Raw genomic sequence first — 26,730 nt, 5'->3', positions numbered from 1 at the left:
TCAGCCCAAAAATGCACTTTTTGGCATGATGAAATACACCAACCTGCGTGAATGGCAATCAGCTCTTAAAGCAGGAGAATTTACCTGTCTGGAAGCTGTAAATCACTATATCGAACGCATTGAAAAAGACACCCATAATGCTTTTGTGGAAATCTTCTATGGCGAGGCTCGTGAGCGCGCCACAGTGATCGACCAAAAATTGCGCTACGGTACAGCTGGCAAGCTCGCGGGCATGATCATAGGCATTAAAGACAACCTTTGTTTAAAAGATCATCGTGTTTCGGCTGGCTCAAAAATTTTAGATGGTTTTGAAAGCCTTTATACTGCTACTGTTGTAGAGCGACTGATTAAAGAAGATGCTATCATCATCGGCCGGCTCAACATGGATGAGTTTGCCATGGGCTCGTCCAATACTACATCTTACTATGGACCAGTAAAAAATCCACACAATTCAGCCATGGTGCCGGGCGGATCGTCAGGTGGGTCAGCTGCAGCAGTAGCTGTAGGTCTTTGCCATGCTGCTCTCGGAAGCGACACCGGTGGCAGCGTACGCCAGCCGGCAGCTTTCTGTGGAATTTATGGTCTTAAACCCACCTATGGTCGTCTTTCGCGCTACGGATTGATCGCTTTTGCCAGTTCATTCGATCAGGTGGGGCCAATGACCACAAACCTCGAAGATATGGCACTGCTGATGGAAGTAATGGCCGGCAAAGATCCCATGGACTCTACTTCTTCTTCGCGCCCGGTAGAAGCCTTTAGCAAAGCCTTACATTCTGAACAAAAATTCACCATCGGATATTTGGCAGAAACGCTCAATCACCCTGGCCTTGACCCCGAAATTCGCCAAAAGACTCTCGATACACTTGAACTGCTTCGCAGCCAGGGACATTCGGTAGTTGAGGTTCACATGCCCTATCTCGATTATCTTACACCTACATACTATATCATTGCTACAGCTGAAGCATCGAGCAATCTCGCCCGTTACGACGGTGTGCACTTCGGCTATCGCAGTCCCAATGCCAAGACCATGGATGAAGTGTACATCCTGACACGTACTGAAGGCTTTGGCTCTGAGGTGAAACGCCGAATCATGCTCGGCACCTTTGTGCTCTCCTCCGGCTTTTACGAAGCTTACTACGGCCGTGCCCAACGCGCACGCAGGCTTATAACTGATACAACTACTGCCCTCTTTGACTCTTGTGATTTTCTACTAACTCCTACCACACCAGGAACTGCCTTTCCCATCGACAAGAAATTTGATGACCCGACCAAACTTTACCTTGAAGATATCTTCACCGTGCTGGCAAACATCACCGGAATACCTGCCATGAGCATTCCAGCGGGTTACCATTCAAACGGTCTGCCGATAGGCATCCAACTCATGGCACCCAAATACAATGACTTCCAGCTATTCGAACTTGCTATCCAGCTCAGAAGCATTAATACCTGAAGCCAACAAATCCATCTTCACAACTGTTACAAAAAGCATGGCTGAAGAAATCAAAAATCCTATCGACGCTGACAAAGTAGCTGAAAAACCTTCCACTTTGCCTTATGCTCACCACGTAGGTAGCGCAGTGATCAAGCCCATTGATCAAGGTAAGACCATTGGAAGGGCCGTAGCAGCCATGGAGCATCAGACCGACTTACAACTCGCCCAAATCAGAGAACAAGTCGAACTTCTAATGCGTCAGGCCGATGCCATACAGCAGCGCAAAGAGCTGGCCCGCATCATTTATAGTTGTGAGATTCGCTTTCGTCCGGAAATAAACCACATTTACCATCTCTACCAGCGGCCTGATGGTTCTCATGTGCTCAGCATGATCGGGCCAAAAGAATGGGGCCGCTCCAAAGCCCCCGGCACTTACGTCTACAGCGTAAAGCTCTTAGCAGACCACACCTGGGAGATCGTTCAATAATTATTATTCTTTGTTATCTAATTGTACTTACCTGGTTAAATAAGTAAAAGCAGATTAGGTGCAAATCAGGCAGCTGCGCTCTTCAGCCACTTTTGTTTTTGGAACGCAGAAATATTCAGAATTAATTACTGTTATATACAAATTAATTGTTTGCACAATTAGTTGCCAAAGGCAATAGAGCGCTGCGAGTACTGAAACTGTACTTCAGAATTTTCTTTGTTAGAGGATAGGGAGTGAGTAGAGAAAAACTACAATCAATCACAATCTTCCACCACCCACTCGCTCACTTTTTTAAAGCGCTGTGGATTATCAGGTTGCGAAAAAAACAAAGTAAAAGCAGTATATTTGGGATATTCACCTACCAAGATAAAATCTGTATACCCATCTTGATTTAAATCTCCAAACCAAAACAGATCGGGTACACCGCACGCTCCTGGCTGTGAGATTTGATTCGATACCTCAATTACTTCTTTTTCATTTACCACCATTTCTACTAAAAGTTTGTAATTTTCCACCACAGGACAATCGTTATTATACGATTTCACTGTACCAGCTGCCATTATCTTAATGTTTCCCAACGAATTACCAGGCTCGCTGGCATAGAGCTCAAGGCGTACTCCAGGAGTTAATTTTCTATTGTATTGAGTAAGTACATAATCGTTGTTTCTTATTTTTTTCCAGTTTTTAAAGGGAGATGGGAGGCCAATTATGAACAAAGAACCATCGCCCTCTGAAGGTTTTATATCAAAGTGCAGTTTGTTTTTTGGGCTATTTTTCCTTAACTCAATGGTCAGATCAATAGGTTTTATTTGGTAGTATTCATCTTCTGCCATCACTGCATAGTAGTACAAAGTGCGATCGATAGCCGTAATGTCTCTGCAGTACGGATAGCTTTCGGTGATCAGCTTTACTTCAGAAAAAGGCGAAACTGTCGTTCTTGTATTTGTTTGATTAGCAGTGACTTTTTGCGTTTGTGAAACTGTAGTTGTTGAAGCTGAGGCCTCTGTTATTCGATATTCGTCCCGGGCTGTTTGAGGTTGGTTTTCAATAGTTATTTTTTGATTTGCTGCCTGAGGTTTAAAGGAGGATACCAATACTGTTAAACCATCCCACATGTAACCTGTTGTATTCTTGTAACGCACCAATCTCCAATTGCCCTCAATCCCTTCAAAACTGGCTTTTCCAAAAGTTTCAGCACAAGCTTCAATTTTAAACTTATATGGCACTCCTCCGATGGCTTTAGCCGTTGCATCCGGCTTTTCGCGAATGCGCATACCCGACTGTGCTTCTATCTGAAGTACTTCGGTAAATTCACACATGGTATTCTGTGCAATCGATAAGTGTGAGAGAATATATAAAAGGAGTAAGGTTTTCGTTTTTACTGAAAACAATTTCACGGACATTATTTCTTTTTTTGCAAAAATATCAATTATTTAAAGGTCAATCAGATGAGCCTTAGCTAATTGACCTTCGTTGAATATTAAATCCATACACGACACGTTTGGCAAAAAGCCATTTTTGTAAGAAAAAACTTGAGTGTATTCTTTGGTCCTTTCATCGGCAAAAAATCCCTTTTTTAGCTCAATATCAGTTAGTTGAAGTAATTGAGAGGTCTTTTGATCACATTTTTCAGTTTTTTTTTCTTTTAACCAATAAAGACACAAATCGATTGAAAGAAGAACAAATTCAATTAAGTAAACCGGTCGATTTTTATATAAATCTGCAAGATTATTTTGCAAAAATTCATAAAAAGGACTGTTATTGTAAGTGGAATGCAGAGTTTTTAAATGTAGTGATGGCCAATCGATGTGATAGGAAATTTGAATCTGACTTACTAATGAATCCCTTTCGGGATGTTTTACAGGTATAGTAAGTATTTGCTGACCATTAGGCCCATCGATGTAAAAGCGATTAAAGGCTGATTGCTTTTGCCAGGGCCAATCTGTCACAATGCATTTATCTGTGTTTTTCAACCATTTGCTAAACCACGAGGTAGAGGGAAACAAGAAGGGAGGAAAACCTATCGTGTTTGTTGGCATTCCTAAAATTTTAATTGATATCCCCTTTTGAAGGAAGAATTATTTTTGAAGACGATTTTTTAAATCGTCTTTTCCGGCAGATTGCGCTTCTTGTCTCTGATCTTTTTAATCACATATTTCCAAAGCAAATTGAGCACAGCGACTACCACTACAAAATGCCAGAAGTATGACCTCGGTTTTCCTTCGCCATGAACCGTTGTGAAAACGCGTTTTGTGCGTATTCGATCAGTGAGTTTTTCAGCGGTTTTGTCATAACTCATCCAGATAAATACAGGCTTACCGACGATGTGATCTTCGGGTACAAATCCCCAATAGCGCGAATCAAGCGAATTGTGGCGGTTGTCGCCCATCATCCAATAATAGTTTTGCTTAAACGTATATGAATCAGCTTGTTTACCATTGATGTAAATGAGGCTATCAGTTACTTGCAGTTCATTTCCCTCATAGACAGAGATAATGCGCTCGTACCACTCAATGTTGTCAGGCGAAATTTGTACAGTAGCTCCTTTTTTTGGAATGTACACAGGCCCGTAGTTATCTCTAGTATTGGCGTATTTGATAATGTCGGAGTGGAAACGGTTCGGAAACATCTCACTGTTTGGAACGAGGTAGCGGTCTATGTAGTTCTTTAAAACTAAGGGCGCATTGGATTCATAGGAACCTGGCTCTCGTGGAGCTATTACGGGTATTACTTCTTCAACATTTGGTAGGGATTTAAATTGGTCAACCTTATCTTCCGGAATAAAGACCAAATATTCGTTTTGATTGATTTGCCTTACTTGTGAAAAGTCATTTTCGCCCGGTACAAGGTCTTTTGAGTAGTAAATATCGAGTTTATCATGCAGTATGCGTTTGTTGAACGGAGCACCATTGGTGCGCACGAAGTATTCAAATTGCAATCTGGTGCGGTCAGGGTAGGTGGGTTTTTGGCCATTGATAATTAGCTCGCGGTCAATTATCTCAAGCGTATCGCCGGGTAGGCCCACACATCGCTTGATATAGTTCATCCTCTTGTCAATGGGTAAGTCGCTCTCCATTGGCCAGTTAAAAACCACATTGTCAAAGCGTTTTATGTCTTGAAATTTGGGCAATCGGATATAGGGAAGCTGTACCCAATCGACAAAGCAGTCGAAATTTAGCAAAGGTATTTTGCTGTGCATCAAGGGTATAGAGAGTGGGGTAATAGTAAGTCGATTGCCGTAGTGCATCTTGCTTACAAATAAAAAATCGCCTACAAGTAGTGTCTTCTCCATGGATGGTGTGGGGATTACATAGGCTTCGAAGGTGAAAGCTCTCAGAACAGATGCCACCACCACTGCAAAGACAAGGGAGTTCAGTGTTTCGCCTACGTGCTTTTTGATGTAGGCATTATCGCGGCCCACGTACCGGAGTTGTGTTGAAAGTTGCAAGTAGAGCAAGTATCCACCAAGGGTAATTACACTGGTCCAAAAGTCTTTCCACTTGCGGTAGTTAAATACGTGGAGAAGTTCATATAAAGCTACAAGGGTCATGAGATTGCTGACTACCGGAATAAAAAAGAGAAATATTTGCCAGGTTGGTCTTTTAATAATTTTAAGCAGCACATAGGTTTTATACACTGGTATTGCTGCTTCCCATGCCTTACGGCCAGCTGCCTGATAAAAGCGGAATGTGTACAGAAATGTAAAGACCTCCAGAATGATAAAAAAAGTCAGAAAATTGCTTTGATGCATGTGCGTATGCAGTTAAAAGTTTATGTTAAGCATATCATCCATTGTAAAAACACCCTTTCGCCCTATAATCCACCGGGCAGCAGCCAGAGCCCCTTGAGCGAAACCTACACGTGAAAACGCTTCGTGCCTCAAGGTTATCTCATCTACATTAGAAGTAAACTTTACTTCATGAATCCCAGTAATATCCCCTTCGCGAATTGCATTTATTCTAAGCGTGTTTTCTTCAGATTCATTGAGCGAATAGCCTCTTAAGTGGGGGTAGTGTGGCAACATCAGTTGCGAAAGTGTGATTGCTGTGCCGCTGGGAGCATCAAGTTTTTGCGTATGGTGGATCTCGCGAATACTTGGAGAGTATTGCGAAAAAGTGGATAAGACTTCTGAAACTTTGTTTGTAATCTTAAAAAATAGCTGTACCCCAATGCTAAAGTTCGACGAATACAGTAATGCACCTCCGTATTGTTCAGCCAATTCGATAACTTTAGGTAAATGCTGAAACCATCCGGTAGTGCCGGAAACTACAGGAATGCCAGCCCTGAAGCATTCATGAATATTGTCAACGGCTGCTTCTGGCCTTGTAAATTCTATAGCTACATCGGCCTGATTCGAATATGCAGCTATGTCTTCAGTCTTGGTAATGCGGGCAATGATTTCGTCTTGTGTATCAAGGGAAAGGGATTCGATCATCTTTCCCATCTTTCCGTATCCGATGAGTATTATTTTCAAAACTGAACTAGGTTTTGTGATTTTTTTGAGATTCCGGAGTCAAAAATAAAAGTAATCTGCACTCCCGGGATAAAAGCTGTATTAACTTGCAGAAAGCTCGGTTTTATGTGAAGACTGAGTTTGTCAGATATGTCGTAGTAATAAAAATGTGCATCTACGTAAGCGTCAAGTATATTAAGTCCATATGCAGCCACAAAGAGCAGTGCCGATAGGTCGCGCCAGCGTCTGTATGTATTGGCAATAAAGATGAGGTTTTGTGGCGAATATCTACCTTCAAAAATATCGACGCTATCGAGTACCAAGCGCTCTAAACCGCCGTAATAGTAGCGATATTGCAGGTCATTTTCTAAAACGAAGTATCCTGAAGCGCCAAGTGCAGCATACACGATTGGGACCTTCCAGTATTTTTTGTTGTACACCTGACCAAGACCCGGAACTATAGCGCTATAAACTACCGCTCGTTGTACAGAGTGGCGCTCAGGGTTTTTAAAAATTCTTGATATGATATGATTTTTTTGCGATGGCCTCTTTCTTTCTAAAGAGTCTATTTGACCCTGAGCGTTTGTAAGAAAACCCATTAAAAGAAGAATACACAGCGATCGCAAAGCTTTACTGCTGCACGATGGCAAGTATTCTTTCCAGGTCGTTTGCGTCTTCAAAGTTGATAACGATTCGTCCTTTGCCATCGGGTTTTTTGCTGATTTCCACTTTGGTACGCAGCGCGCGGGAGAGTACTTCTCTGATGGCGTCTAATTCCTCATCTATTTGTTTCTTAGATTGATTTCGATCTGATTCGAGCTCTCCTTTTTCCTTGTAGCGCTTTACAAGTTCTTCTACTTGTCTTACTGAGAGTTCTTTTGCTACGATTTTTTTATAAATCTCAATTTGAGCTTCTTCATCATCGATATTTATGAGGGCACGTGCATGTCCCATGCTGATAAGACGGTCGCGCAGGCCCACTTGTATAAGGTCGGGTAGTTTGAGCAGTCGCAGGTAGTTTGTTACGGTAGACCGCTTTTTGCCTACACGCTCGCTGAGCTTTTCCTGAGTTAGGTTGATTTCTTCGATGAGTCGGCGGTAGCTGATAGCGATTTCGATTGGGTCGAGATCTTCTCGCTGGATGTTTTCAACCAGGGCTAGCTCGAGCATGTTTTGGTCATCAGCCAGTCGCACATATGCAGGTATGGTTTTAAGACCAGCCATTTGGGCGGCTCTCCACCGGCGTTCACCACTGATGATTTCGTATTGATTAAAACCCGTCTTACGAACTGTAATTGGCTGTATTACACCCAGTTGTGCTATTGATTGCGCCAATTCATCGAGAGCTTCGCGCGAAAAGTTCGTTCTTGGCTGGTATGGATTTGGATGAATAGCATCGATATCTATCTCAGCTACCGCTCCTACCAGTTGTTCTGCATTTTTATCAGCAGCAGATTTTATGTCCGTAGTTGGGTCTTTGAGCAGGGCTGATAAACCTCTGCCGAGCACTTGTTTTTTAGTGTCCGCCATTTTTAGAGTAGTCAATACCGTTAAAAAGTCAAAAATACGCTATTTGGCAGTAGAGTTTTCTGTTGATGCCGTGTTATTTTTCAAAAATTCGCGCGCTAAGTTCAGGTAATTTACTGCGCCTTGGCTGGTAGCGTCGTACACTACGATGCTTTCGCCAAAAGACGGTGCCTCTGAAAGTTTAACATTCCGTGAAATGATGGTTTCAAATACCATGTTTTGAAAATGCGTTTTAACTTCTTCCACTACCTGATTGCTCAGTCGCAAACGAGAGTCATACATGGTAAGGAGTAGCCCTTCGATATCGAGATCAGGATTGTGAATAGACTGCACACTACGAATGGTATTAAGCAGTTTGCCCAGTCCTTCGAGAGCAAAATATTCGCATTGAATTGGAACAATTACACTGTCGGCTGCAGTAAGGGCATTTATGGTGATTAAACCCAAAGAAGGCGCACAATCAATTAATATGTAATCAAAGTCGTCACGAATTTCAGATATGGCTGCCCGCAGCATGTATTCTCGCCTTTCCTTATCTACAAGCTCGATTTCAGCAGCTACAAGGTCAATTTGGGAAGGTATAAGCCATACATTCGGCGTATTTGTTTTTATAATAACGTCTTTAGGATTTACCTGATGCTCAATTAATTGATAGGTGCCCAAAGTGACTGACTGCGGGTCGACGCCTAGGCCAGAAGTGGCATTCGCCTGAGGATCAGCATCGATTAGCAGAACTCTTTGTTCTAGTACGCCGAGGCTTGCTGATAAGTTCACCGCTGTAGTGGTCTTACCTACTCCACCCTTTTGATTGGCTATGGCTACAACCTTACCCATACAGTGTATTTTTGATTGCAAATGTACATACTTCGCCTGACGCTATGGGTTAAATTTTACGTTAAATGGCTTGCGATAACTTATGTGTTGATTTCTTAAAATATTGAAAATCAGTGAATAAAAAACTAGTCTTAAAGTCTCATCATTACCCGAAAATATTACTCGAGCATCCTTGGATCATAGTGTTTTACTTTTTATATGTTCTTCTTTACTATCCGAGATACATTATTTTCATTTTCGAATTTAGCAGACATATCAAAAATCAACGAGCTTAAAAGATTTTAGAAATTGGATTTGGAGAGGGTCTTCATTTGATTCTTTTTGCATTGCGATATAAAAAAATTACATTTTTCGGATACGATGTTCGAGAAGAAAACCGCGTTTTTGTTGAAAGACTTTGTACCTTTTTTAAATTAACTAATGTTCACCTTTTGAGCGAAAGTGATTTTTTTGCACTTTCCAATGTTAATTTTGATCTAGTTTATATGGTTGGCGTGCTTCAATATGTAGAGAATGATCAGGAAATGTTGTTAAATATTAAAAAATATTTTGAAGTAAAATGGAAAATTAATCCTATATCAACCTGTTCGTTATAAGAGATATCTGAATTTCCTTCAAAAATTTATAGAAAGCTATGAGCATTATGAAAAGGAAGTAAACATTAAAAGATTCTATTCAGAGTGTGAATTCTTAGATTTACTCCGATCTTCTGGATATAATGTTAATTATTATAAAAAATACGCGTTTAAAATTTACAGCATTTCGCACGAAATATTTTTATTTTTTTATGTACCGTTGATAAAAGATCATAGAATTTCGGTTAAGCTAATGAGCTCAATTGGTATTATAGGTTTTACTCCCTTCTTTTTGTTTTCAAATATTATTGATCAAATCATTAAGATAGGAGAGAATAATGCTGTATTGACAATAGTGACTTTAAGTTCGGTAGATTAGCTGATTTAAACTTTTAGTAAAAGAAATTTTCTCTTTAAATCGATCAATATTAGTGAAAGTAAAAACACCTTTTCTTTTAAAACTTAATCGCTCAAATTTTCTCTTTAAATACTTTTCAAACAGAAAAGCAACGATTTTACCAGATAAAGTCGAATCAGTTTTTTTATTTAAATCTTCAAAGTGAACATTCACAATATTTTTAAACTTGTAATCACCGGAAATTTCGTGAACTTCTTGAATCAGAAAAGCTTCAGAGTCTTCTTTTTCTATGTTAGAATCTGAAGTAAGTATAAAGAGAATTTTTGTGTCGAAAATGGAATATTTATCAAAATATTTCAGCAGTTTTTTTACAAAGTAATAAGTTGTATAAACAGTGTCTTTCTCAACAATTAAGTTCAGAAAAACTTCGTTTGAATTGTTGTAAAAACTTGTTTTACTGACACTAACACTTTTGATAAAAGGGAAAAGTTTTAAAAATTGGCTTACCGCGCGAAATTGATTGATAAAATATTGGATTTCTAATTCCCTGTTCCAATTTGTATCGATCAGGTATTTTTTGCCTGGCAGAGCGTATTTGTTGTTCTCATAAACGAGTTCTCCATCTTCAGCCATTTGAAAGAGCATGGAGGTAAAATTGGTTAAATCGATGTCGGTTTTGATGTATTTGTAAATTTCCATAGGAGTAGGAGCCAATTCCATTTCATGAAAAAGGGATATGGCTCGGATAGTTTCGGCTTTCATCGTTAGATTGTGATTTGCTAACACAAAAATAACAAAAGTTCTTAAAATTTGTTTAACTCCAAAAGAATTTTGTAAAAGTCGTTGGAAGCTTGTTAAACGGCGTGAGATGCGATCAAAAAGACTGCATCACTACCAAGTGACTGCTTTTAATAAGGCGACGTTTTCTATATGGTGGGTGTGGGGAAACATGTCGACAGGTCCGTAACATTCTATAGAGTATTTGTCTTTCATTAGGGCAATGTCTCTGGCCTGGGTGGCACTATTACAGCTTACATAGATTATGCGTTGTGGATTAAGGCGTAGTAGTTGAGATACTACAGTGGGATGCATCCCATCACGAGGCGGATCGACCACTACTACATCAGGGTGCCCATAGTGAGTAATAAAATCTTCAGAAAAGGCTGTTTTCATATCGCCAACCACAAAATCTATGTTATTAATTCCGTTAAGCTCAGCATTAGAGCGTGCGTCTGCAATGGCATCAGGTACTAACTCAATGCCTGTTACGCGTTTTACATACTTTGCCATGTAGAGGGCTATAGTGCCTGTACCGGTGTAGAGGTCGTAAATGTTCTCATTTCCTGTAGGTTGTAGATAGTCAAGTACACGGCTGTAGAGTTTTTCAGCCTGAAGTGAGTTGGTTTGATAAAAGCTTTTAGGACTTATTCGGAATATGAGATCGGGGTCACCTTCTTTGTAGGCTTTCATCTTCTCTTCGATGAAGCCTGGTCCGCTGAAAGTTTGGAGGTTGAGGTCGTAAATGGCGTCATTTCCTTTAGTATTAACGGCATATACCAAAGTATAAATTTTAGGAAATGCTTTCAACAAACGACTGAGCAATGAATCGATGACTTTTTGATTGTCTTCTCCAAATTGTAAAAGAACCATATATTGACCTGTAGAGCTGATTCGCAGCATTATGGTGCGAAGTAGGCCGCGCTGCTCACGAGGATTCCAAAAGCTCCAATTGTTTTCAATCGCTTGTTTAAAGATAAAATTTCGGATTTCGTTTGAATAGGCATCGTGCAAGTGGCAGTAATCGATGTGGAGCACCTTGTCCCATCGGCCTGGAATGTGAAAACCAAGTGCGCGTCGATCATACAAATTACGAGATGCTACCTCAGCCTCTGACAACCAACGCATGGAACTGAAAGAAAATTCGACCTTATTTCTGTAGCCAAATATTTGACTGCAGCCCAGTATCGGGTCTGGCTCGGGCAGTTGAAGGCCTCCGAGATGTTTAAGGTTGTTGGTTACTTCTGCCTTTTTATGCGCAAGTTGAGCTTCATAATCCATGTGTTGCCATTTACAGCCTCCACAAATGCCAAAATGTGAACATTTTGGAGAGATGCGCGATGGCGATGGCTTTAAAATTTTGTCAATTTGAGCTTCGAGAAATTTTTTTTTCGATTGTATAACAGTTACTTCTACTTGATCGCCCGGAATTCCATAAGGCACAAAAACTACTTGTCCTTCGGATGTACGTGCAACACCCTTTCCTTGAGCGCCTGCTGATTGAATTTCGAGGATGAGCTGAGCTCCTTTTTTTACGTTCATTCTGGAGACAAAGGTAGTTACTGACCATTCCTCTGCCAGTCGGAATCTTCGAGCTGAAAAATCTGTTCGACCTGTTTTCCGAATACCTGTGCAATTTTTAGGGCCAGAACTACAGATGGGTTATAATCTCCGCGTTCAATGGCATTTATTGTTTGGCGGCTCACTCCTACCCGTTGTGCAAGTTCGGCTTGCGACAGTCTGATTTCCGCCCTTTCTACGCGAAGGCGATTTTTCATGCCTCGAATTTATAGGAATGTTTCCAAATTAACCATCTGAAGCGAATAATGAATAATATGAGTGGAGTAAACATATTGAAGACCAATACATAAAAAAACGTCATGCCTTGTATAAACAGGATTGTGGCGAGTAGAATTAGGTAGTTTATGTGAATGGACCAAGCCAAACAGTCAAGACGAATCTTAGTGATGAATTCGTCTTCCACCGTTTCCCGACTAAATGCTACCAACCAGCCACCGACAATACGCAGTACAGAGGCGACCTCGTCGAGAAGGTTATTCTCCTGAAATGTATACCATAGGTCTTTCCCAAAAAGCAGATCTGTGTAAAAGACAAAGACTTTTGAATTTAACCACTTAGGCTCAGAGTCAATCAATAGCCAGTAGAATCCGGCTTAGACTCCGAGACTAAATAAAATCCATCCGATTTTCTTGAATCGACGCGGTAGGAGAAATAAGGGGCTCATGGCTCTTTCTTTTTATGTTCAAATGTAAAATATACTTGTCATTATGACAATAAAAATTTACAATAAAGTGTCTTTTTCTTCCAAATCAGTTAATTTCTTGACTAAAGAGATGTCTGAAGCCAATGATTTCCGTTCTAAAAGTAAGTAGAGCTTTTCAAGTTTTTATGATAGAATCGGTAGAAGAAAATTTATTTCAATAAGTTATTTCATAATCAAAAGGTGGAAGATTTTTAGAGGTTCAGAATTCTGAAACTGATTGAATGAGCCAGACTGTTTTATAATTGTTTTATAATCAAAAATTTCAAGGTCTGTAATCCAATTACATAGCATAAATAACAATAAAAAATGATTATCTAAAAAGGGTAATGCTTCCTTTCAAATCCACAGTTTGAGCGCCATCTTCTGTATTTAGTTGTACAGTGATGGTGTAAAAGTAGGTGCCTTCTGGACAGGGTCGTCCACTGGTTTGATCAACGCCATTCCATCCCTTTTCAGCAAATGCACTGGCCTCTGATTGATAAACGATTTGTCCCCACCGATTGAATATCGTTATCATCCCACTGAGTACATCCGACCATTTAATTGGCAAAAGGAGGTCGTTTTGCCCATCATTGTTTGGGGTAAAAACGTTGGGCATTTGAATGGCAGGGCAGGGGGCAAGGCATAAGTCAGGTGACTTTCTGCTTTCTTTTGCCGGACGTGCCGGGTCAAGGGGATTTACGGTAACCACAGTAAAGGCGTAGCAACCGGCCAAGTTCATATTTTGGAGCTGATAAGTCGGTTGGGTTATATTCGTTACCGAAGGAGTGTTTGGATAATCATCTGATTTCCGTTTTTTGAAGTAAATGTTGTAATAAAGCACATCTACATCACTTGGACAAGCACCTGTATCGTTGAAGGTAAATTCAAAGGAAAGGTATTTGTCTTCGCATCTGTAGTCCACTTGTACTAGGGGAGAACAGGGCAATGCTGTATCCATTGGCACACCGCATGTGATTTGTGAGCGATTTAGTATGGGTGCGGGCATACCGGTTCCGGTAAACGCTCCAATGGTTTGAATGTAGTAGCAGTAGCTCTCGCCATTCACCAGGCCGGTATCGAGAAAAGTAGGTTGAGTGCTAAAGCCAATGGAGTCGAACGTAGAGCTACCTGGTGCACGGCGATACACTACAAAGCCATCGTTATACCATGGTCCATCGTACCGGAAGCTTAGGCGCAGGGCTCTGTTAGAGGGAGTCAATTCTAAAAAGGGCTGGGTGGCAGGATAAGCTCTACCAACTACTGTTTGATTTTGCCCGGATAGAAAATCAACTCTGTAGCGATAGATCGTTTTCTCTGTATTGAGCTGTGAATCAGTAAAAGTAGTGTCTAAGAAGGAAGATAGAAGGGCTATGGTTTGAAAATCAATGCCCTCAATGCCGGTAGTACGTTCCAGGCGATACGAGTAGGGCGGTGGAAAATTAGAGGTGTCGATTTCTTTAGGTGGTGTCCAACGGATGTGGATGAGGCCTTGATTCTGAGAGGTGTTTTCCACATCTACATTAGTAAGGACTGGTGCGGTACGCAGTACTTCGCTGCAGGCTTCGTTTGAGGTAATGCTTTCTGCTCCATTCTCAAACTCAGCTACGATTCTGTAACAATACACTACTCCCATTTTTGGAATGACAGAATCTGTAAAAGTGATTGACTGCCCGCCGTTAGCAAATCCAATAAGAGTAAAACCAGAAGAAGACGGCAGTCCAGTTTGGCAGGAGTCAGGGATAAAGCTCGAAGGGCCTTCGCGTCGGTAGATTTTATAGCGTTTTACCATCTCGAAGCAGTCATATGTATTCCACGACAGCTCAATGCGACCCATGGAGCCTATCGCCTGCAGATTTTGAGGGGGTGGGCCTATTACTGATATTTCAGTGGTCATGTAGGCTGATAGTGGATTTTCAAAGGGATTAGCCGGCTGATCAACGGCTCTGAAATAGACTTGATACGGCTGGGGTCGTACGTGGTTGCAGGCAGTTGTCCATCGAAAGATGCGCGTGACAAACGCAGAGTCGGTAGAAGCTCCCAATAATGTGGCAGGTGGAGGCAGCACAAAGGGTCCGCCGGTGGCAGTAAGGGTTACATTCCTGAAGTCAGGGTCAAGGGCTGTTACGGGAAATTGCAGCGTTTGGCCTGCTACAACGCAGAATGGACCTACCGGTGGTATTACAGGTGGCTTGTTGTTGCATGGGCCAACGGTGATCTGCAGGTCTCGCGTCACTTGTCCGATCAGAGCCCACTGACCTGAGGTGGTCTTTCGAAATTCGGATATGAGAATGGCAAAATTGTACTGACCTTGGTTTTTCGGCAAGTTCCACTGAAAGTCACCCGTTATAGGATCGATATTTACAGGGTCTTGAACGAGGTTGGGTGCATAGGTGGTTTGAAATTCTACTCCGCCGGCACCACGACAGTTTACCAAAGTGAAGGCGAGAGAGTCTCCATCTTGGTCAAAGGCTCCCGGATTATGGGTGTAGGGTTGATTAAGGCATGCATCATCAATGGGAGGGTTGAGCAGCGTCACCGAGTTATTTGGACCAAGAATGGGATTGATGATCAAAACACTTTGGATGTAAAAAGGGACGGATATGCTGCCAGGTATGTTGCTTACCCCACCGTTGCGGTTCGGGTCTTCCATGCTGATGGTGTATATGCCCGCTGAGGGATAGGTGTGTGTACCTCGATAGATATTCATCTTTACGTCGTTGGCATTGTCAAGGCTTACGCCCATACCTATTCCAGGGCCACAGTTCAGATTCGTAGGGCCATTGAGTCGATTGAGCACTGAGGTAGTATTGTCGCCCCATGAAACGGTGAGGCTGCATCTATCGGCTGCTACGCTTGATTCTTTAGTATATGTAGTGATGGTGACTTCGTATGTAAGGCCAGAAATATGGCGATACGTGATCTCACCAGCCCTGTTGTGGGTGGCATTCAGGGTAAAGCTCAAAAACATAAAACCAGCGAGAAATCGTATCATCAGCAGCAATACATGCTACTAAATTAAGGCTTCCCGCCGATTAAAAGTTTTGTTTTTTAGATTTTGAGCCAAAAATTCAAGAAAAAAACGAAAATTTTTTTAATAAAAGAGCCTGACTATATCTCAAAACCTTGTAAATTCTTTTAAAGAGTATAATTTACTATAAGGTTGTAATTTGACATCATTACTCGATTAAAAACATATTGCAAATCGTTGTAGGTTTCTCCGACAAGTCCTTTATATACATACAATGCTTGTAAATTCAATCCATTCAAAGGGCCTTTAAAACTATAGTTTAGGTATAGATTCAGTTGGTTATATGAGGGCATACCGTTTTTGTTCTGGCGGAAATTTAGTACATCGGGCATCAGAAAATAACCGACAATAGCACCCGTTTTAAGAGCACTGTTTAACTGATGTTCTGAGCGAAAGGTGAAGGCATGGGTGTTGGCAGCTCCTTCGTTTCGCTCGCGTGCCATGAAGGTGTAAAAAGGTTCGATGCCCCATTCGCGAGGAAAGAGAAATCTGTCCTGATCAAAAATGTGCGTGTAGTTGAGTGAAAAAGTGTTGTTGAGCCAACGCATTCCCAGGCGTGAACTGATGAAGCCGGTGGAATGTCCTGGCAGCAAATAGGTTTTGGCCGGATTCGAATTTCCGCCATTTCCGCTGCTTGACTGCAGGCCATACTGCACACCTGCAATGATGCTGCCTTTTTTGGAGTAGATTGGATAATTGAGGTCTGTTTGGATAAAATGGAGATTAAATACATTGTCAACGTGGTAAAACCAGTAATTCATTTTCAAACTTGAAAAGGGCTTAAGTTGAAGATTTCCAAGAAAAACATAGTCACTTTCCACTGAGTTTCTGTAACCCGAAGGATTGCCATCTACTCCTTTACCCACAGGATATACACCTATACTTCTGCCTACTGTAAACCAATTGACTGAAGAGCGCGGACTCATACCGTAGATGTAGCCTGCTCTGAACTCGAGCCAGTTAAGTTCTTGTACCTCGAGCCAAAAGGCATCTTGCAGCGACGGCCTCATGCGGCCGTCTTGCGGATTTATGAAGGGGGTAAGCAGATTTTGTCGACCGATGGTTAATGAGGACTTGCCAAAGCGGTATTTAAGAAAAAGGCTCTCAAGTCGCTCGAGGTTGTTGCGGTTGTAGGGGTCTTGCATGTCGAAGTTGCCCAGTTCATATCGGCTACGGCCTTTTCCAAGGGGATCGATGGTGCCGAGGTCGTTTGACCAGACATTGAAGAGAAAAAATCCGCTGAATCCTGTTGTAAATCCTTTAAATTCAAGTGTTTGATAACCAATACCTGCACCTATTGCCAGTGAGTAGTAATCGGTAAGCGGACCATAGTTGTTTGTGGCCATAAAATAGTTGCGCATATGGCCACTCATTTTTCCTTTTTTTAAAAAGTTTTGAAGACTCGATTGTGTGGTATCAATAACTCCAGCAAAAGCGTTGGAAAGCGAAAAAAAAAGCAATAAGAATGTTCCGATCGTTTTTACCACGAGTTTTGCGTGTTTCAATGTTTAAGTGAATTGGTAATCAACACCGTATACTTGAGTTAGCAAATTCGATGGAGCATCAAGCGCCAAAGCATTTCCTTTGGGGGTAGGTGTTACGGGTGAATTTACTTTGAGATATTCTTTTATCATTTTGTGAAGTGAGAAGTCCATGTTTCGGGCATTTTTGACGCCAGTAAATCGGCAGAGCACGTCAGCAGGATCGCCATCCCGTTCACAGGCAGCAATAGAATAGGTTTTATCCGGGTCGATAGGTTGACCTCCTACAGTGAGTTCTTGTACTCTGCTGCCGAAAGGTGCATATGCTTTAAACTTAACTTTCATTCCATCGAATTTCACCACCCATCCGCCGAAGCGCTCTTTAGCTTTTTCAGCAAAAACGTTGTGCAGTTCGCGTTCGATCCACTGTTGGATTTGTTTACCTGTTACATAGCCCATGCGCACAGTGCTGTCGACTGGCAACATGTCATAGAGGTATGAACTTGTAATGGGAATGTAACCGGTTTTGTCGCGTTGTACGCGAGGCGGACAGAAGCGAAAACCGTTTGACAGTACGATGTCTATGTCGGGCATCTTCCATCGCAGGGCATCGATAATAAGGGTGTCAATAGTATTTTCGATCACGAAATATCTGTAAAGCGGTATAGTACTATAGCCGATTACTGTTCTTAGATCGTCAATAAAGGGTTTTTCGCTCTCCTCTACGATTTTCTGAACTACTGAATCAGCCTTAAGTTTTTTAGGTGACACTTCTTCAAGTTTGTATATTTCATCAACTACTCTTCCATTTTCGATTACCAGCTGAAGTCTGCCTACAAATGAGCCAAAGGCTCCCGGTTCTACAACTTTTGAATACTTTCCCACAATGGGTTTGCGCACACGCTCATGTGTATCACCGCCCAGGATGATATCCACCCCTTCACAAGCTGGCTGATTGGAAAGGTGAATTTGTTGCGAAAGTCCTAAATGAGCTACGATAATCACATAAGCGCATTTTTCTTGTTCGCGCAGCACTTTTACATAGTGTTCAAGGTTTTCTTCAGGATCGGTATAAATGATGCCTTTGCTGTAGTTAGGAGATTGGCGCTTGGGAACCAGGGGGTCGGTATAACCTAAAAAACCGATTTTAACTCCAGCTACATGCCAGATGTAATAAGGTTGAAAAATAAGTTCACCTCTTTTGCCATTTCCGAGGTCGTGATACATATTGGCACATACCTTAGGAGCGTTAAGTGAGCCCATAAGATCTTGCATGGCTGCTTTGTAGTACACTACCTCCCAGTTGCCGGGCAAATAGAGGTCATAGCCTAAGGCATTTAATATGGGAACAAGTGCCTTTCCTTTCGTTTTCACCGAGAGCTCACTGCCCTGAAACATATCACCAGTGTCGATGATAAATGTGTTTTTATATTGCTTGCGTTCTTCTTTAAAGAAGGTAGCGAGGTGAGCATATCCACCGCATTGTCGAAATACGGCCTGGTTGTTTTCCCAAAAGAGTTCATCGTGAGGAAATACTTGGCAGTGTACGTCGGTTGTTTGTAAAATATTCAAAATAGTGCGTGAGCTGCGGCTACCGGATTCTGATAAGCTTTCTGGTTCAAAATTTTCTTTAATTAAATCAGAGGCCATTAGTCCGTTCATCCATCCACTTCCAACACCCAAGCTGACTAGACCCAACTTCTTTAAAAAACTTCTTCTTTTTTCTGAAGGCATGCCTTTTGTTGTTAAATATCGGCAATTTTTACGTAAAAAATCAATATTTTCCGTGATTAATGTTACAAAAATGTTAATGCCTTTTGTTTAAACGCTGAATTTATTTGCTTTTATGCACAATTTTTCCATTTTTTATGGTCATAATCACTTTGGAGTCGAGAATTTCGTCGGCTTTACAGGTCAGCCAATTTTTATTCAACACAGTTAAATCTGCTTTTAAACCGATTTTTAAATCCCCTTTTTTGTGTTCCTGAAACATGCTGTAGGCCGCCCAGTAGGTCATTCCTTTAATGGCATGCTGGCGACTGATTGCCTGATCAATTAAGAAGCCCTCAGCCGGCTCGCGCTGTGGATTTTTTCGAAATGTGGCTGAATAAAAGGTGAAAACGGGCGAAATATTTTCAACAGGAAAATCAGTTCCGAGAGCTACCATGCCTGATGTCTCTAATAGACTGCGGTAAGCATAAGCGGTTTTAAGTCGCTCGCCCAATCGACGCGGTGCCCACATCATGTCGCTGGTGGCGTGTGTAGGCTGTATAGACGGGATGATGTTGGGGTTTTTAAAATACGCTAAGTCCTCCGGATGCACAACCTGGCAATGCTCAACTCGCCAGCGAAGATCTTGATCTTCATATCCTTTCAAAAGCTGGTCATATATTTTTAAAATTAGTCGATTGGCACTGTCACCTATCGCATGCGTAGCTACTTGTAAGCCATAAGAGCGAAGCTTGTCGAACCTTGTTAAAAAATATTCCGGATCGCGCAGCAACAGTCCATATTGATCGGGCCTGTCAGTGTATGGCTTCAAAAGACAAGCACCGTAAGATCCCAATGCTCCATCGCTGTAAAATTTCATCCCTGTTACGCTATATTCGCCTTCGGATATGGGACCATATGTAAGCAGATTTTCGAAGGTTTTGTCATCGTCAGCCGCCAAAGCGTTTAATCCGATGCGAAGAAGACCTCGGCGATAGAACTGACGAAACCCATCAATCACCTCCCAAGGCAGGCCTGCATCAGTGAGAGAAGTAACTCCTGCTTCGAAGAGCTGTTGCTCAGCTTTTTGCAAATAGGGGAGGAGTTGGTCCATAGATGGTTTAGGTACGGGGGCGAGTTTCATAGCTTCATCTACCAGCACTCCGGTGAAGCGTCCATCGCGTTTCTCGAGCTTACCGCCTGTAACTTGTTCATTACCAGTTATTCCGTGCAATCGTGCAGCAGCCTGGTTGATCCAAAGTGCATGTCCATCAATGCGCGTTAGATAAACGGGTATGTTTGGAAAAGCAGTGTCTAAATAAGCAGGCAGGGGCATTTGCCCATCGGGCCAAAGATTTTGGTCCCAACCGCGTCCGGTGAGCCATTGACCGGGATTTTCGGCATAAAACTTTTTTAATCGCTCGACCACTTCTTCGGGTGAGGATGTCCCGCGTAAGTCGGCTGATGTCATATTAAGCGCTAATCCATAAAAATGAGCATGAGCATCAATCAGACCGGGCAAGACGGTAGCCCCCTGGCAGTCGATAATTTGGGCTGCCTTCCAATGTTTTTTTACTTCGCGGAAATGGCCTGTTGCAGATATTGTATCGCCACTTATTGCGATGCAATCTCCTTCAATTGCACCATCAGCGCCGATTAATTGAACATTTGTCAGTAGGATATCAGCATTTTGGCGCGAAGAGCATGCATTAAAGAGTAAGGCAAATACAAACAGCTTAACAAAACCGAAGTAAAGGATATTCCTGATGGTCAAAGGCTTGTTGTATTGATTGGTCATGGGTAAAATCTGATGGAGATGCCTGCGAAAATAGTGCTCTCAGGATGTAAGGCGTATGAATACCGATGCGCAGACGCTGGAGGTTTGAAATGTCTGGTTTGTCTGTAGCTGTTATCGAATATCCGATTATTATACCTTCTATAAAACATATAAAGACTTTGCCGCTCCATGAATGATCCTTCAGCTCAAGCCAACCTGTAAATACAGAAGATGCCTCTTTAACAGCCATTAAATCGCAAATCGCTTTTTCTGCCGCCTGATTGTGCTGCGGATCAAAGTATTTTGCCGTAGTAGCCGAAGCACTACACATCGATGGATTGAGGTTATAATCTATTACAAGTTTGAGCAAAAATTCTTGTGCTTGTCTGTAATTTTGAAAATAAGCAAGTGAAGAGTGTCTTTTTGCCTGCATTGCTATTCCAAATCGGATGTTTCCAAAAGAATCAAAATAATGGATAATGCCCCAATATTTCGGAGGTCTTCGTTGAGCGCTGTTAAAGGGTGGCCATAAGCGCTGAATTTCAGAATCTTCTACCAATAAAGCTAACCAATGACTATGTGTTTCGAGATACGACGCCTTAGCTATATAGCGGCTTTTTTCAGGGTTGCGCAAGTGTTGATACACTCGATTTTTAATATTTGATGCTTTACCGACGTAGAGAATTCTGCCAGCCTCATCCAACAGATAATACACTCCAGTCGAAGTGGGTAGTTGATCCGTAAGCGCATGGGTTGATGCCGAACGCAACGCAGCCGGTGAGAAGTCTTTACCTGAAGTATTCCGGTAGTGATGTAGCATCCTCACAAAAGCTTTGGCTGTGGCTATAGCGTCGGGTAGTGCCCGATGAGGACGAGTATTTACAATGCCAAGTTGGTTGCAAATCCAGGCAAGAGAAGATTTTTCGGATTGATAAAGCTTTCTGTAAAGTCTGGAGGTGCAAATTTTTTCAGCTTCCCAATGTATATCACTTGCTGCAAATGCTGCTTTAATGAATCCGTAGTCAAAGTGCACATGATGCGCTACGAAGACCTTGTCCTTTAACAAACAATACACTTCGTCAGCTAACTGTGCGAAAGACCTGGCAGATTGTACCATTTCGTTTGTAATGCCAGTGAGGGCTATGATGTTAGAAGGTATATGTACTGTAGGCTTTACGAGTGAGCTCCAAGTTTCTAAAATTTTCGTTCCATCAGTTAGTACAATACCTATTTCAGTAATTTCAGCTACACCCGGGCGGGAGCCTGTCGTCTCTACATCTACTACAGCATACAAGGTGGGCATAAAGGGCTAGTTGCGTTGAAGATTTTCTGATCCCAATCAGTCGGCTAAAAATAAGCTTCCTTGTCATATACTTGCTTTTCAAAATAGCACAGATATGTTGATAAAATGTTTCTTACGTATTACGCTCTTCACATGGTTTTTCTTACATGTTTCTATTGCAAAAGCTGTAGAAGGCATGTGGCTGCCGATGCTGCTTTCACAGCTCAATGAAAGTGAAATGAAATCACTGGGCATGCGCATTAGTGCTCAGGACATTTACAGCGTCAATCAGGCTTCACTGAAGGATGCAATAGTTCAGTTTGGCGGGGGTTGCACCGGCGAGATCATTTCACCCAAAGGCTTGTTGCTTACCAACCATCACTGTGGCTATGGACAGATTCAATACCACAGCTCCGTAGAGCGCGATCTGTTAAAAAACGGCTTCTGGGCCATGTCGCTCGACCAGGAGCTGAAGAATCCGGGACTAACTGCCATGTTTGTGCGCTATATGGAAGACGTAACCAACGATGTGCTTAAAGGTACCCATGAGCTCAAAGGAGCTGAAAGGCAGAGGAAATTGCAAGAAAACATTCAGTCACTGATTCGCCGTAAAAAGGCGCAAGAAGGCTATGACTACATTGTGCGACCTTTCTACCACGGCAATCAATACATCCTCTTTGCCACTGAAACGTTTAAAGACGTTCGACTGGTAGGAGCACCTCCTTCAGCCATTGGTAAATACGGTGCTGATACTGACAACTGGGTATGGCCACGCCATACAGGCGACTTTGCCCTCTTCCGCGTGTATGCCGGGCCTGATAACAAGCCTGCAGAAATATCAGACAATAACAAACCTTTCGTACCGCGAAATTTTTTAAAAATCTACATGGGTGGTGTAAAACCCGGCGACTTTACAATGGTGTTTGGTTTTCCGGGTCGTACCAATCAGTACCTGCCATCGAATGAAGTACACAACATGGTAAATGTGTACAATCCGGTAAAAATTCAGATTCGTGATACACTGCTCTCGCTGCTCGACCGTCGCATGCGTACTAGTGATGAGGTGCGAATTAAATACGCAGCTAAATATGCTCGCATAGCCAATGCCTGGAAAAAATGGATCGGCGAGACAGAAGGCGTGCGCGAAACCAAGGGCGTAGAGCGCAAACAGCGATTTGAAGCTGAATTCGAACAGAAAATTGCGCAAAATCCGAAACTCAGCAGTGCTTACTCCGGCACCCTTACCGCCCTTAAAAAGGCATACAACGACTTAGTGCCCTATCAATTGGCACGGGACTACTACATCGAAACGGCCATTCAGGGAGTAGAATTAATGAATTTCGCTCGAAACTTCATCAGTATTTATCAATTGCCAGATTCTACACGCATGAAGCACTTGCTCGAAAATCGTGAGAAATTACTTACCTCCATTGAGGAATTTCTGAAAGACTATGACCGGGATGCCGACGGAGAGGCATTCGAACACCTGATGTACATGTACGTAAATGCTGATCTCAAGATTTCCCCAGCCCCTGCTTTGATGCGCTATAAAAAAGCTTTGAATCGCGATCGTTCTCAAGTGCGTCGCACAGTGTACGACCGATCATACCTGCATACAATATTGGCTGATGCACAGGGATATAAAGACCGCCAATGGGCTGCTGCTTTAAAAAAGCTCGAAAAAGATCCTTTATATCGCCTCTCAGCCGATATGTACAGCTATTTTTTAAGCAATATTAATAAACCCTATGACAGTCTCAGCCTCATTGCCAGAGACTTGCAAGCTGACTACATGAAGGCACTGATGGAGGCTTTTCCCGAGCGTCGCTTTTATCCGGATGCCAATGGTACACTGCGCGTGAGCTATGGACAGGTAGAAGGCATGATGCCGCGCGATGGCATATGGTATCACCACCAGACTTACGCCGAAGGCGTTAAACAGAAATACAAACCGGGAGATTACGAATTTGACCTTCCCAAGCGCTATCTGGAATTGTACGAAGCTCGGAATTTTGGCCGTTACGCTGATGCCAACGGCCGATTACCGGTATGCTTCATCGCCAGCAATCACACTACCGGCGGAAACTCCGGTAGCCCAGCCCTTAATGCCGATGGATACTTAATTGGTTTGAATTTCGATCGCCTCTGGGAAGGCACCATGAGTGATATCAATTACGACATTACTCGATGCCGAAATATAATGGTCGATGTGCGTTACATTCTGTGGGTAGTAGATGTATATGCCGGTGCTGGTTATTTGCTCGATGAAATGGAGCTCGTTTTCAGCAATTAATTTTCTCATTTAGGTCTGTACTTGACTTTAAATTAAGAAGGGGGTATTAAAAAAAAGCCCCCATTTTTATTTAAGAAATCAGTTTACTGCCTTTTAAGCGAATACTGGTACTTTTGATAAACAATTACATTCTTTCTGGTGCTTTAATGCCCAGCAGATCAAGACCTTGACTAAGTATAATGCGGGTACAGTCGCTTAAGAAAACCCGGAGTTGTCTTTTTTCGCCTGATTCAGCCGTAAGTATGCTGTGCTTTTGATACATGGAGTTGTAAAGTCTTGCAACTTCATATAGGTAGTTTGCCAGTTCAGATGGGTTGTACTCATCTGCAGCTTTATGCACTGTGTCGCTGAAAAGCATCAGAGATTTGAGCAAGTTAAATTCTTCCTCGTTTAGTACAATTGATACATTGGGAATGGAAACGCTTTCAGCCCGATGAAGCAATGAGCTGATGCGTGCGTGAGTGTATTGGATGAAAGGCCCCGTGTGTCCGTTAAAGTCGATCGATTCTTCGGGGTTGAAGATCATCTTCTTTCGAGGGTCTACCTTTAAAATGAAATACTTAAGAGCACCGTGGCCTATGGCAGTGTAGAGATGACGTTTTTCTTCTTCGGGCAAGCCTTCAGCTTTTCCAAACTGCGCGGTGAGCTCGGCACTGGTTTTTTCCATTTCATCGAGCAGGTCGTCTGCATCTACCACGGTACCTTCGCGGCTCTTCATCCTGCCATGGGGCAGTTCTACCATTCCATAGCTCAAGTGGTAGAGGTGATCGGCCCAGCTATAGCCAAGTTTTTTTAAGATTAGAAAAAGCACTTTAAAATGATAGTCTTGCTCATTGGCTACCGTATAAATGAGTTTTTTAATCGGAAATTCCTCAAAGCGAGCTACAGCCGTACCAATGTCTTGAGTGATGTATACTGATGTACCATCGCGACGCAAGAGGAGTTTGTGGTCGAGGCCATCGGCCGTGAGGTCGATCCACACCGAGCCGTCGTCTTTTTTGTAAAAAATACCTTTTTCTAATCCTTTTTGTACGATATCGCGGCCAAGTAAGAAAGTCTGGCTCTCGTAGTAGTTCTTGTGGAAATTCACCCCCAGACGGGCATAGGTGCGATCAAAACCCTCGTATACCCAGGAGTTCATTTTATTCCACAACTCCAAGGTAGTCGGGTCGTTTTGTTCCCAACGCAATAGCATTTCGCGAGCCTCTCGCATGATAGGCGCTTGTTCTTTTGCAATTTCTTCCGGAAGGCCCTGCTGCACTAGTTCACTTACCTGGCGTTTGTACTCTTTTTCAAAGAGAACATAGTAATCCCCAACAAAGTGATCTCCTTTGATACCTGTTGATGCTGGAGTAGCACCGTTGGCAAATTTTTGCCATGCTACCATCGATTTACAGATGTGAATGCCGCGGTCGTTGATGATCTGAACTCTGTAAACTGTGTGACCGATGGCTTCGTAAAGGCGCGATACCGACCAGCCAAGCAAGCAGTTGCGAATATGGCCCAGGTGCAAAGGCTTGTTGGTATTTGGCGACGAGTATTCCACCATGATGTGTTGTGGCTCAGCAGTCTTACTTACCCAATGGCCTGACTTGTAGCGTTCTATAAGTTTTGAGAGAAAATAGCCTTTGCGTATGGAGATGTTTAAAAAGCCTTTAATAACGTTGAATTTTTCGACCAAATCAGGTGCTGTAGCAAGCAGTTTTTCGCCGATTTCTTGCCCGAGTAGTTCTGGCGCTTTTCGAGTGATTTTTATCAAAGGAAAAACCGTATATGTAAGGTCGCCTTCAAATTCTTTTCGAGTCGGTTGCAGATCAACGTGTTTGATTTCGTTTGAGTAATCTTTTTGTAAAATTTGAAGAAGTAAGAAGGAAAGCGTTTGTTTTAGTTCGTTCATTGTCCGTATTCAATTGGCCGGCAAATTTCGGAGCAAAGCATGGAATTCGGGTCTTTTATTTTAATCCCTTTTGCTCACATAATTAAAAACAGAGTTGAAAAAACTTGCTTAATAAAAAGCTTTAAAGTGACTGAAAATCAATAGCTTGAGTTAAAATAATAAAATTTTATGCTATATTTTGTAAAAATCGTATTACCCTAACACTTTTGGCACCTTGATGTAGTCGGTATCTTTTAATGCAGCATTTTTTAGAGCATCGTATTGACTTACGGTGTAAGCAACCTGGTCGTTTCTCAAAACATTTGTGTCTTCGTTTACATATTCCAAGGGTTCAATACCTTCTAAAGGCAGTTCATTGATTTTCTCTACAAATGCCAGAATTTTATTCATATCTGCTTCCATAGAAGCAAGTTGCTCTTCATTGAGCGATAATTTAGCCAGGGCGGCAATTTTTAAGATTTCTTCCTTGCTGATTTTCATTTTTTATAAAAAAGATGACGCAAAGGTATCAATCGCAGAAGAGTAAATAAAAAAGTCGCGACCCCTGAGCCGC

The 26,730-nt window shown here is 42.2% G+C and carries 22 protein-coding genes; 4 read left to right on the top strand and 18 right to left on the bottom strand.

The genetic code is table 11. From position 1 onward, the window contains the following. Positions 1 to 25: 25 nt before the first annotated feature. A complete protein-coding gene (gene gatA / locus ACK4EX_RS08380; protein ID WP_409771703.1) occupies positions 26 to 1,450 on the top strand; it encodes an Asp-tRNA(Asn)/Glu-tRNA(Gln) amidotransferase subunit GatA in 1,425 nt (474 codons plus the stop codon). Further along, a complete protein-coding gene (locus ACK4EX_RS08375; RefSeq protein ID WP_409771701.1) occupies positions 1,398 to 1,919 on the top strand; it encodes a DUF2452 domain-containing protein in 522 nt (173 codons plus the stop codon). The genes gatA and ACK4EX_RS08375 overlap by 53 nt, the downstream gene beginning before the upstream one ends. Before the next feature lie 254 nt (positions 1,920 to 2,173). Here the strand turns inward: ACK4EX_RS08375 and ACK4EX_RS08370 are convergent, their stop codons facing one another. From ACK4EX_RS08370 to ACK4EX_RS08340, 7 genes are all read right to left on the bottom strand, one after another. Next, positions 2,174 to 3,238 carry a hypothetical protein gene (locus tag ACK4EX_RS08370; protein WP_409771699.1) on the bottom strand — a complete coding sequence of 355 codons (1,065 nt, stop codon included), beginning with the start codon at positions 3,236 to 3,238 and terminating at the stop codon, positions 2,174 to 2,176. Positions 3,239 to 3,352: 114 nt separating this feature from the next. Next, entirely contained in the window at positions 3,353 to 3,958 is a 606-nt protein-coding gene (locus tag ACK4EX_RS08365; protein ID WP_409771697.1) for a WbqC family protein, read from the bottom strand. 59 nt (positions 3,959 to 4,017) lie between these two features. Further along, complete coding sequence (lepB, locus tag ACK4EX_RS08360) at positions 4,018 to 5,670, bottom strand: signal peptidase I (RefSeq protein WP_409771695.1); 1,653 nt, start codon at positions 5,668 to 5,670, stop codon at positions 4,018 to 4,020. A 12-nt stretch (positions 5,671 to 5,682) separates the two neighbouring features. After that, the gene (gene dapB / locus ACK4EX_RS08355) at positions 5,683 to 6,393 is read right to left on the bottom strand and encodes a 4-hydroxy-tetrahydrodipicolinate reductase (protein WP_409771693.1); all 711 of its coding nucleotides are present in this window, start codon (positions 6,391 to 6,393) and stop codon (positions 5,683 to 5,685) included. Next, positions 6,390 to 6,971, bottom strand: coding sequence for a DUF5683 domain-containing protein (locus ACK4EX_RS08350; protein WP_409771691.1), 582 nt, complete (start codon positions 6,969 to 6,971; stop codon positions 6,390 to 6,392). Before ACK4EX_RS08350 ends, dapB begins: the two co-directional genes overlap by 4 nt. Before the next feature lie 31 nt (positions 6,972 to 7,002). Then, the gene (locus tag ACK4EX_RS08345) at positions 7,003 to 7,902 is read right to left on the bottom strand and encodes a ParB/RepB/Spo0J family partition protein (protein ID WP_409771689.1); all 900 of its coding nucleotides are present in this window, start codon (positions 7,900 to 7,902) and stop codon (positions 7,003 to 7,005) included. A 39-nt stretch (positions 7,903 to 7,941) separates the two neighbouring features. After that, positions 7,942 to 8,733 (bottom strand): ParA family protein, encoded by a 792-nt coding sequence (locus tag ACK4EX_RS08340; protein WP_409771688.1) that lies wholly within the window; start codon positions 8,731 to 8,733, stop codon positions 7,942 to 7,944. 278 nt (positions 8,734 to 9,011) lie between these two features. Between ACK4EX_RS08340 and ACK4EX_RS08335 the strand changes: the two genes are divergently transcribed. Beyond that, on the top strand, positions 9,012 to 9,329 hold the full coding sequence (locus tag ACK4EX_RS08335; RefSeq protein WP_409771784.1) for a methyltransferase domain-containing protein: 318 nt from the start codon (positions 9,012 to 9,014) through the stop codon (positions 9,327 to 9,329). A 340-nt stretch (positions 9,330 to 9,669) separates the two neighbouring features. Here ACK4EX_RS08335 and ACK4EX_RS08330 read toward each other — a convergent pair whose 3' ends face one another. The 9 genes from ACK4EX_RS08330 to ACK4EX_RS08290 all read right to left on the bottom strand — a co-directional run bounded on the left by ACK4EX_RS08330 (position 9,670) and on the right by ACK4EX_RS08290 (position 22,008). Further along, complete coding sequence (locus tag ACK4EX_RS08330) at positions 9,670 to 10,428, bottom strand: hypothetical protein (protein ID WP_409771686.1); 759 nt, start codon at positions 10,426 to 10,428, stop codon at positions 9,670 to 9,672. 129 nt (positions 10,429 to 10,557) lie between these two features. Further along, entirely contained in the window at positions 10,558 to 11,985 is a 1,428-nt protein-coding gene (gene rlmD, locus ACK4EX_RS08325; protein ID WP_409771683.1) for a 23S rRNA (uracil(1939)-C(5))-methyltransferase RlmD, read from the bottom strand. A 17-nt stretch (positions 11,986 to 12,002) separates the two neighbouring features. Next, positions 12,003 to 12,221, bottom strand: coding sequence for a helix-turn-helix transcriptional regulator (locus ACK4EX_RS08320; RefSeq protein WP_409771681.1), 219 nt, complete (start codon positions 12,219 to 12,221; stop codon positions 12,003 to 12,005). Continuing rightward, entirely contained in the window at positions 12,218 to 12,598 is a 381-nt protein-coding gene (locus ACK4EX_RS08315; RefSeq protein ID WP_409771679.1) for a hypothetical protein, read from the bottom strand. The genes ACK4EX_RS08320 and ACK4EX_RS08315 overlap by 4 nt, the downstream gene beginning before the upstream one ends. A 439-nt stretch (positions 12,599 to 13,037) precedes the next feature. Beyond that, positions 13,038 to 15,701 (bottom strand): gliding motility-associated C-terminal domain-containing protein, encoded by a 2,664-nt coding sequence (locus ACK4EX_RS08310; RefSeq protein ID WP_409771678.1) that lies wholly within the window; start codon positions 15,699 to 15,701, stop codon positions 13,038 to 13,040. A 143-nt stretch (positions 15,702 to 15,844) separates the two neighbouring features. Beyond that, a complete protein-coding gene (locus ACK4EX_RS08305; protein ID WP_409771676.1) occupies positions 15,845 to 17,242 on the bottom strand; it encodes an OprD family outer membrane porin in 1,398 nt (465 codons plus the stop codon). Positions 17,243 to 17,245: 3 nt separating this feature from the next. Then, the gene (locus ACK4EX_RS08300; RefSeq protein WP_409771674.1) at positions 17,246 to 18,952 is read right to left on the bottom strand and encodes a bifunctional metallophosphatase/5'-nucleotidase; all 1,707 of its coding nucleotides are present in this window, start codon (positions 18,950 to 18,952) and stop codon (positions 17,246 to 17,248) included. A 100-nt stretch (positions 18,953 to 19,052) separates the two neighbouring features. Then, complete coding sequence (locus ACK4EX_RS08295; protein ID WP_409771672.1) at positions 19,053 to 20,702, bottom strand: amidohydrolase; 1,650 nt, start codon at positions 20,700 to 20,702, stop codon at positions 19,053 to 19,055. Next, positions 20,665 to 22,008 carry an exonuclease domain-containing protein gene (locus tag ACK4EX_RS08290; RefSeq protein ID WP_409771671.1) on the bottom strand — a complete coding sequence of 448 codons (1,344 nt, stop codon included), beginning with the start codon at positions 22,006 to 22,008 and terminating at the stop codon, positions 20,665 to 20,667. Before ACK4EX_RS08290 ends, ACK4EX_RS08295 begins: the two co-directional genes overlap by 38 nt. A 94-nt stretch (positions 22,009 to 22,102) precedes the next feature. Between ACK4EX_RS08290 and ACK4EX_RS08285 the strand changes: the two genes are divergently transcribed. Continuing rightward, on the top strand, positions 22,103 to 24,280 hold the full coding sequence (locus ACK4EX_RS08285; protein ID WP_409771669.1) for a S46 family peptidase: 2,178 nt from the start codon (positions 22,103 to 22,105) through the stop codon (positions 24,278 to 24,280). Positions 24,281 to 24,404: 124 nt separating this feature from the next. Here the strand turns inward: ACK4EX_RS08285 and argS are convergent, their stop codons facing one another. Further along, on the bottom strand, positions 24,405 to 26,177 hold the full coding sequence (argS, locus tag ACK4EX_RS08280) for an arginine--tRNA ligase (protein ID WP_409771667.1): 1,773 nt from the start codon (positions 26,175 to 26,177) through the stop codon (positions 24,405 to 24,407). A gap of 192 nt (positions 26,178 to 26,369) precedes the next feature. Continuing rightward, positions 26,370 to 26,657 (bottom strand): Asp-tRNA(Asn)/Glu-tRNA(Gln) amidotransferase subunit GatC, encoded by a 288-nt coding sequence (gene gatC, locus ACK4EX_RS08275; protein WP_409771666.1) that lies wholly within the window; start codon positions 26,655 to 26,657, stop codon positions 26,370 to 26,372. Between the last annotated feature and the right edge of the window lie 73 nt (positions 26,658 to 26,730).

The organism is Thermaurantimonas sp., from assembly GCF_046299575.1.
GTDB lineage: Bacteria > Bacteroidota > Bacteroidia > Flavobacteriales > Schleiferiaceae > Thermaurantimonas.
This window is presented reverse-complemented; position numbering and strand designations above follow the sequence as displayed.

Coding starts and splice junctions, on each gene's coding strand:
- gatA (WP_409771703.1), top strand. CDS start 26: ATGATGAAATACACCAACCTGCGTGAATGGCAATCAGCTCTTAAAGCA.
- ACK4EX_RS08375 (WP_409771701.1), top strand. CDS start 1,398: ATGACTTCCAGCTATTCGAACTTGCTATCCAGCTCAGAAGCATTAATA.
- ACK4EX_RS08370 (WP_409771699.1), bottom strand. CDS start 3,238: ATGTGTGAATTTACCGAAGTACTTCAGATAGAAGCACAGTCGGGTATG.
- ACK4EX_RS08365 (WP_409771697.1), bottom strand. CDS start 3,958: ATGCCAACAAACACGATAGGTTTTCCTCCCTTCTTGTTTCCCTCTACC.
- lepB (WP_409771695.1), bottom strand. CDS start 5,670: ATGCATCAAAGCAATTTTCTGACTTTTTTTATCATTCTGGAGGTCTTT.
- ACK4EX_RS08350 (WP_409771691.1), bottom strand. CDS start 6,971: ATGGGTTTTCTTACAAACGCTCAGGGTCAAATAGACTCTTTAGAAAGA.
- ACK4EX_RS08345 (WP_409771689.1), bottom strand. CDS start 7,902: ATGGCGGACACTAAAAAACAAGTGCTCGGCAGAGGTTTATCAGCCCTG.
- ACK4EX_RS08340 (WP_409771688.1), bottom strand. CDS start 8,733: ATGGGTAAGGTTGTAGCCATAGCCAATCAAAAGGGTGGAGTAGGTAAG.
- ACK4EX_RS08330 (WP_409771686.1), bottom strand. CDS start 10,428: ATGAAAGCCGAAACTATCCGAGCCATATCCCTTTTTCATGAAATGGAA.
- rlmD (WP_409771683.1), bottom strand. CDS start 11,985: ATGAACGTAAAAAAAGGAGCTCAGCTCATCCTCGAAATTCAATCAGCA.
- ACK4EX_RS08320 (WP_409771681.1), bottom strand. CDS start 12,221: ATGAAAAATCGCCTTCGCGTAGAAAGGGCGGAAATCAGACTGTCGCAA.
- ACK4EX_RS08310 (WP_409771678.1), bottom strand. CDS start 15,701: ATGATACGATTTCTCGCTGGTTTTATGTTTTTGAGCTTTACCCTGAAT.
- ACK4EX_RS08300 (WP_409771674.1), bottom strand. CDS start 18,952: ATGCCTTCAGAAAAAAGAAGAAGTTTTTTAAAGAAGTTGGGTCTAGTC.
- ACK4EX_RS08290 (WP_409771671.1), bottom strand. CDS start 22,008: ATGCCCACCTTGTATGCTGTAGTAGATGTAGAGACGACAGGCTCCCGC.
- ACK4EX_RS08285 (WP_409771669.1), top strand. CDS start 22,103: ATGTTGATAAAATGTTTCTTACGTATTACGCTCTTCACATGGTTTTTC.
- argS (WP_409771667.1), bottom strand. CDS start 26,177: ATGAACGAACTAAAACAAACGCTTTCCTTCTTACTTCTTCAAATTTTA.
- gatC (WP_409771666.1), bottom strand. CDS start 26,657: ATGAAAATCAGCAAGGAAGAAATCTTAAAAATTGCCGCCCTGGCTAAA.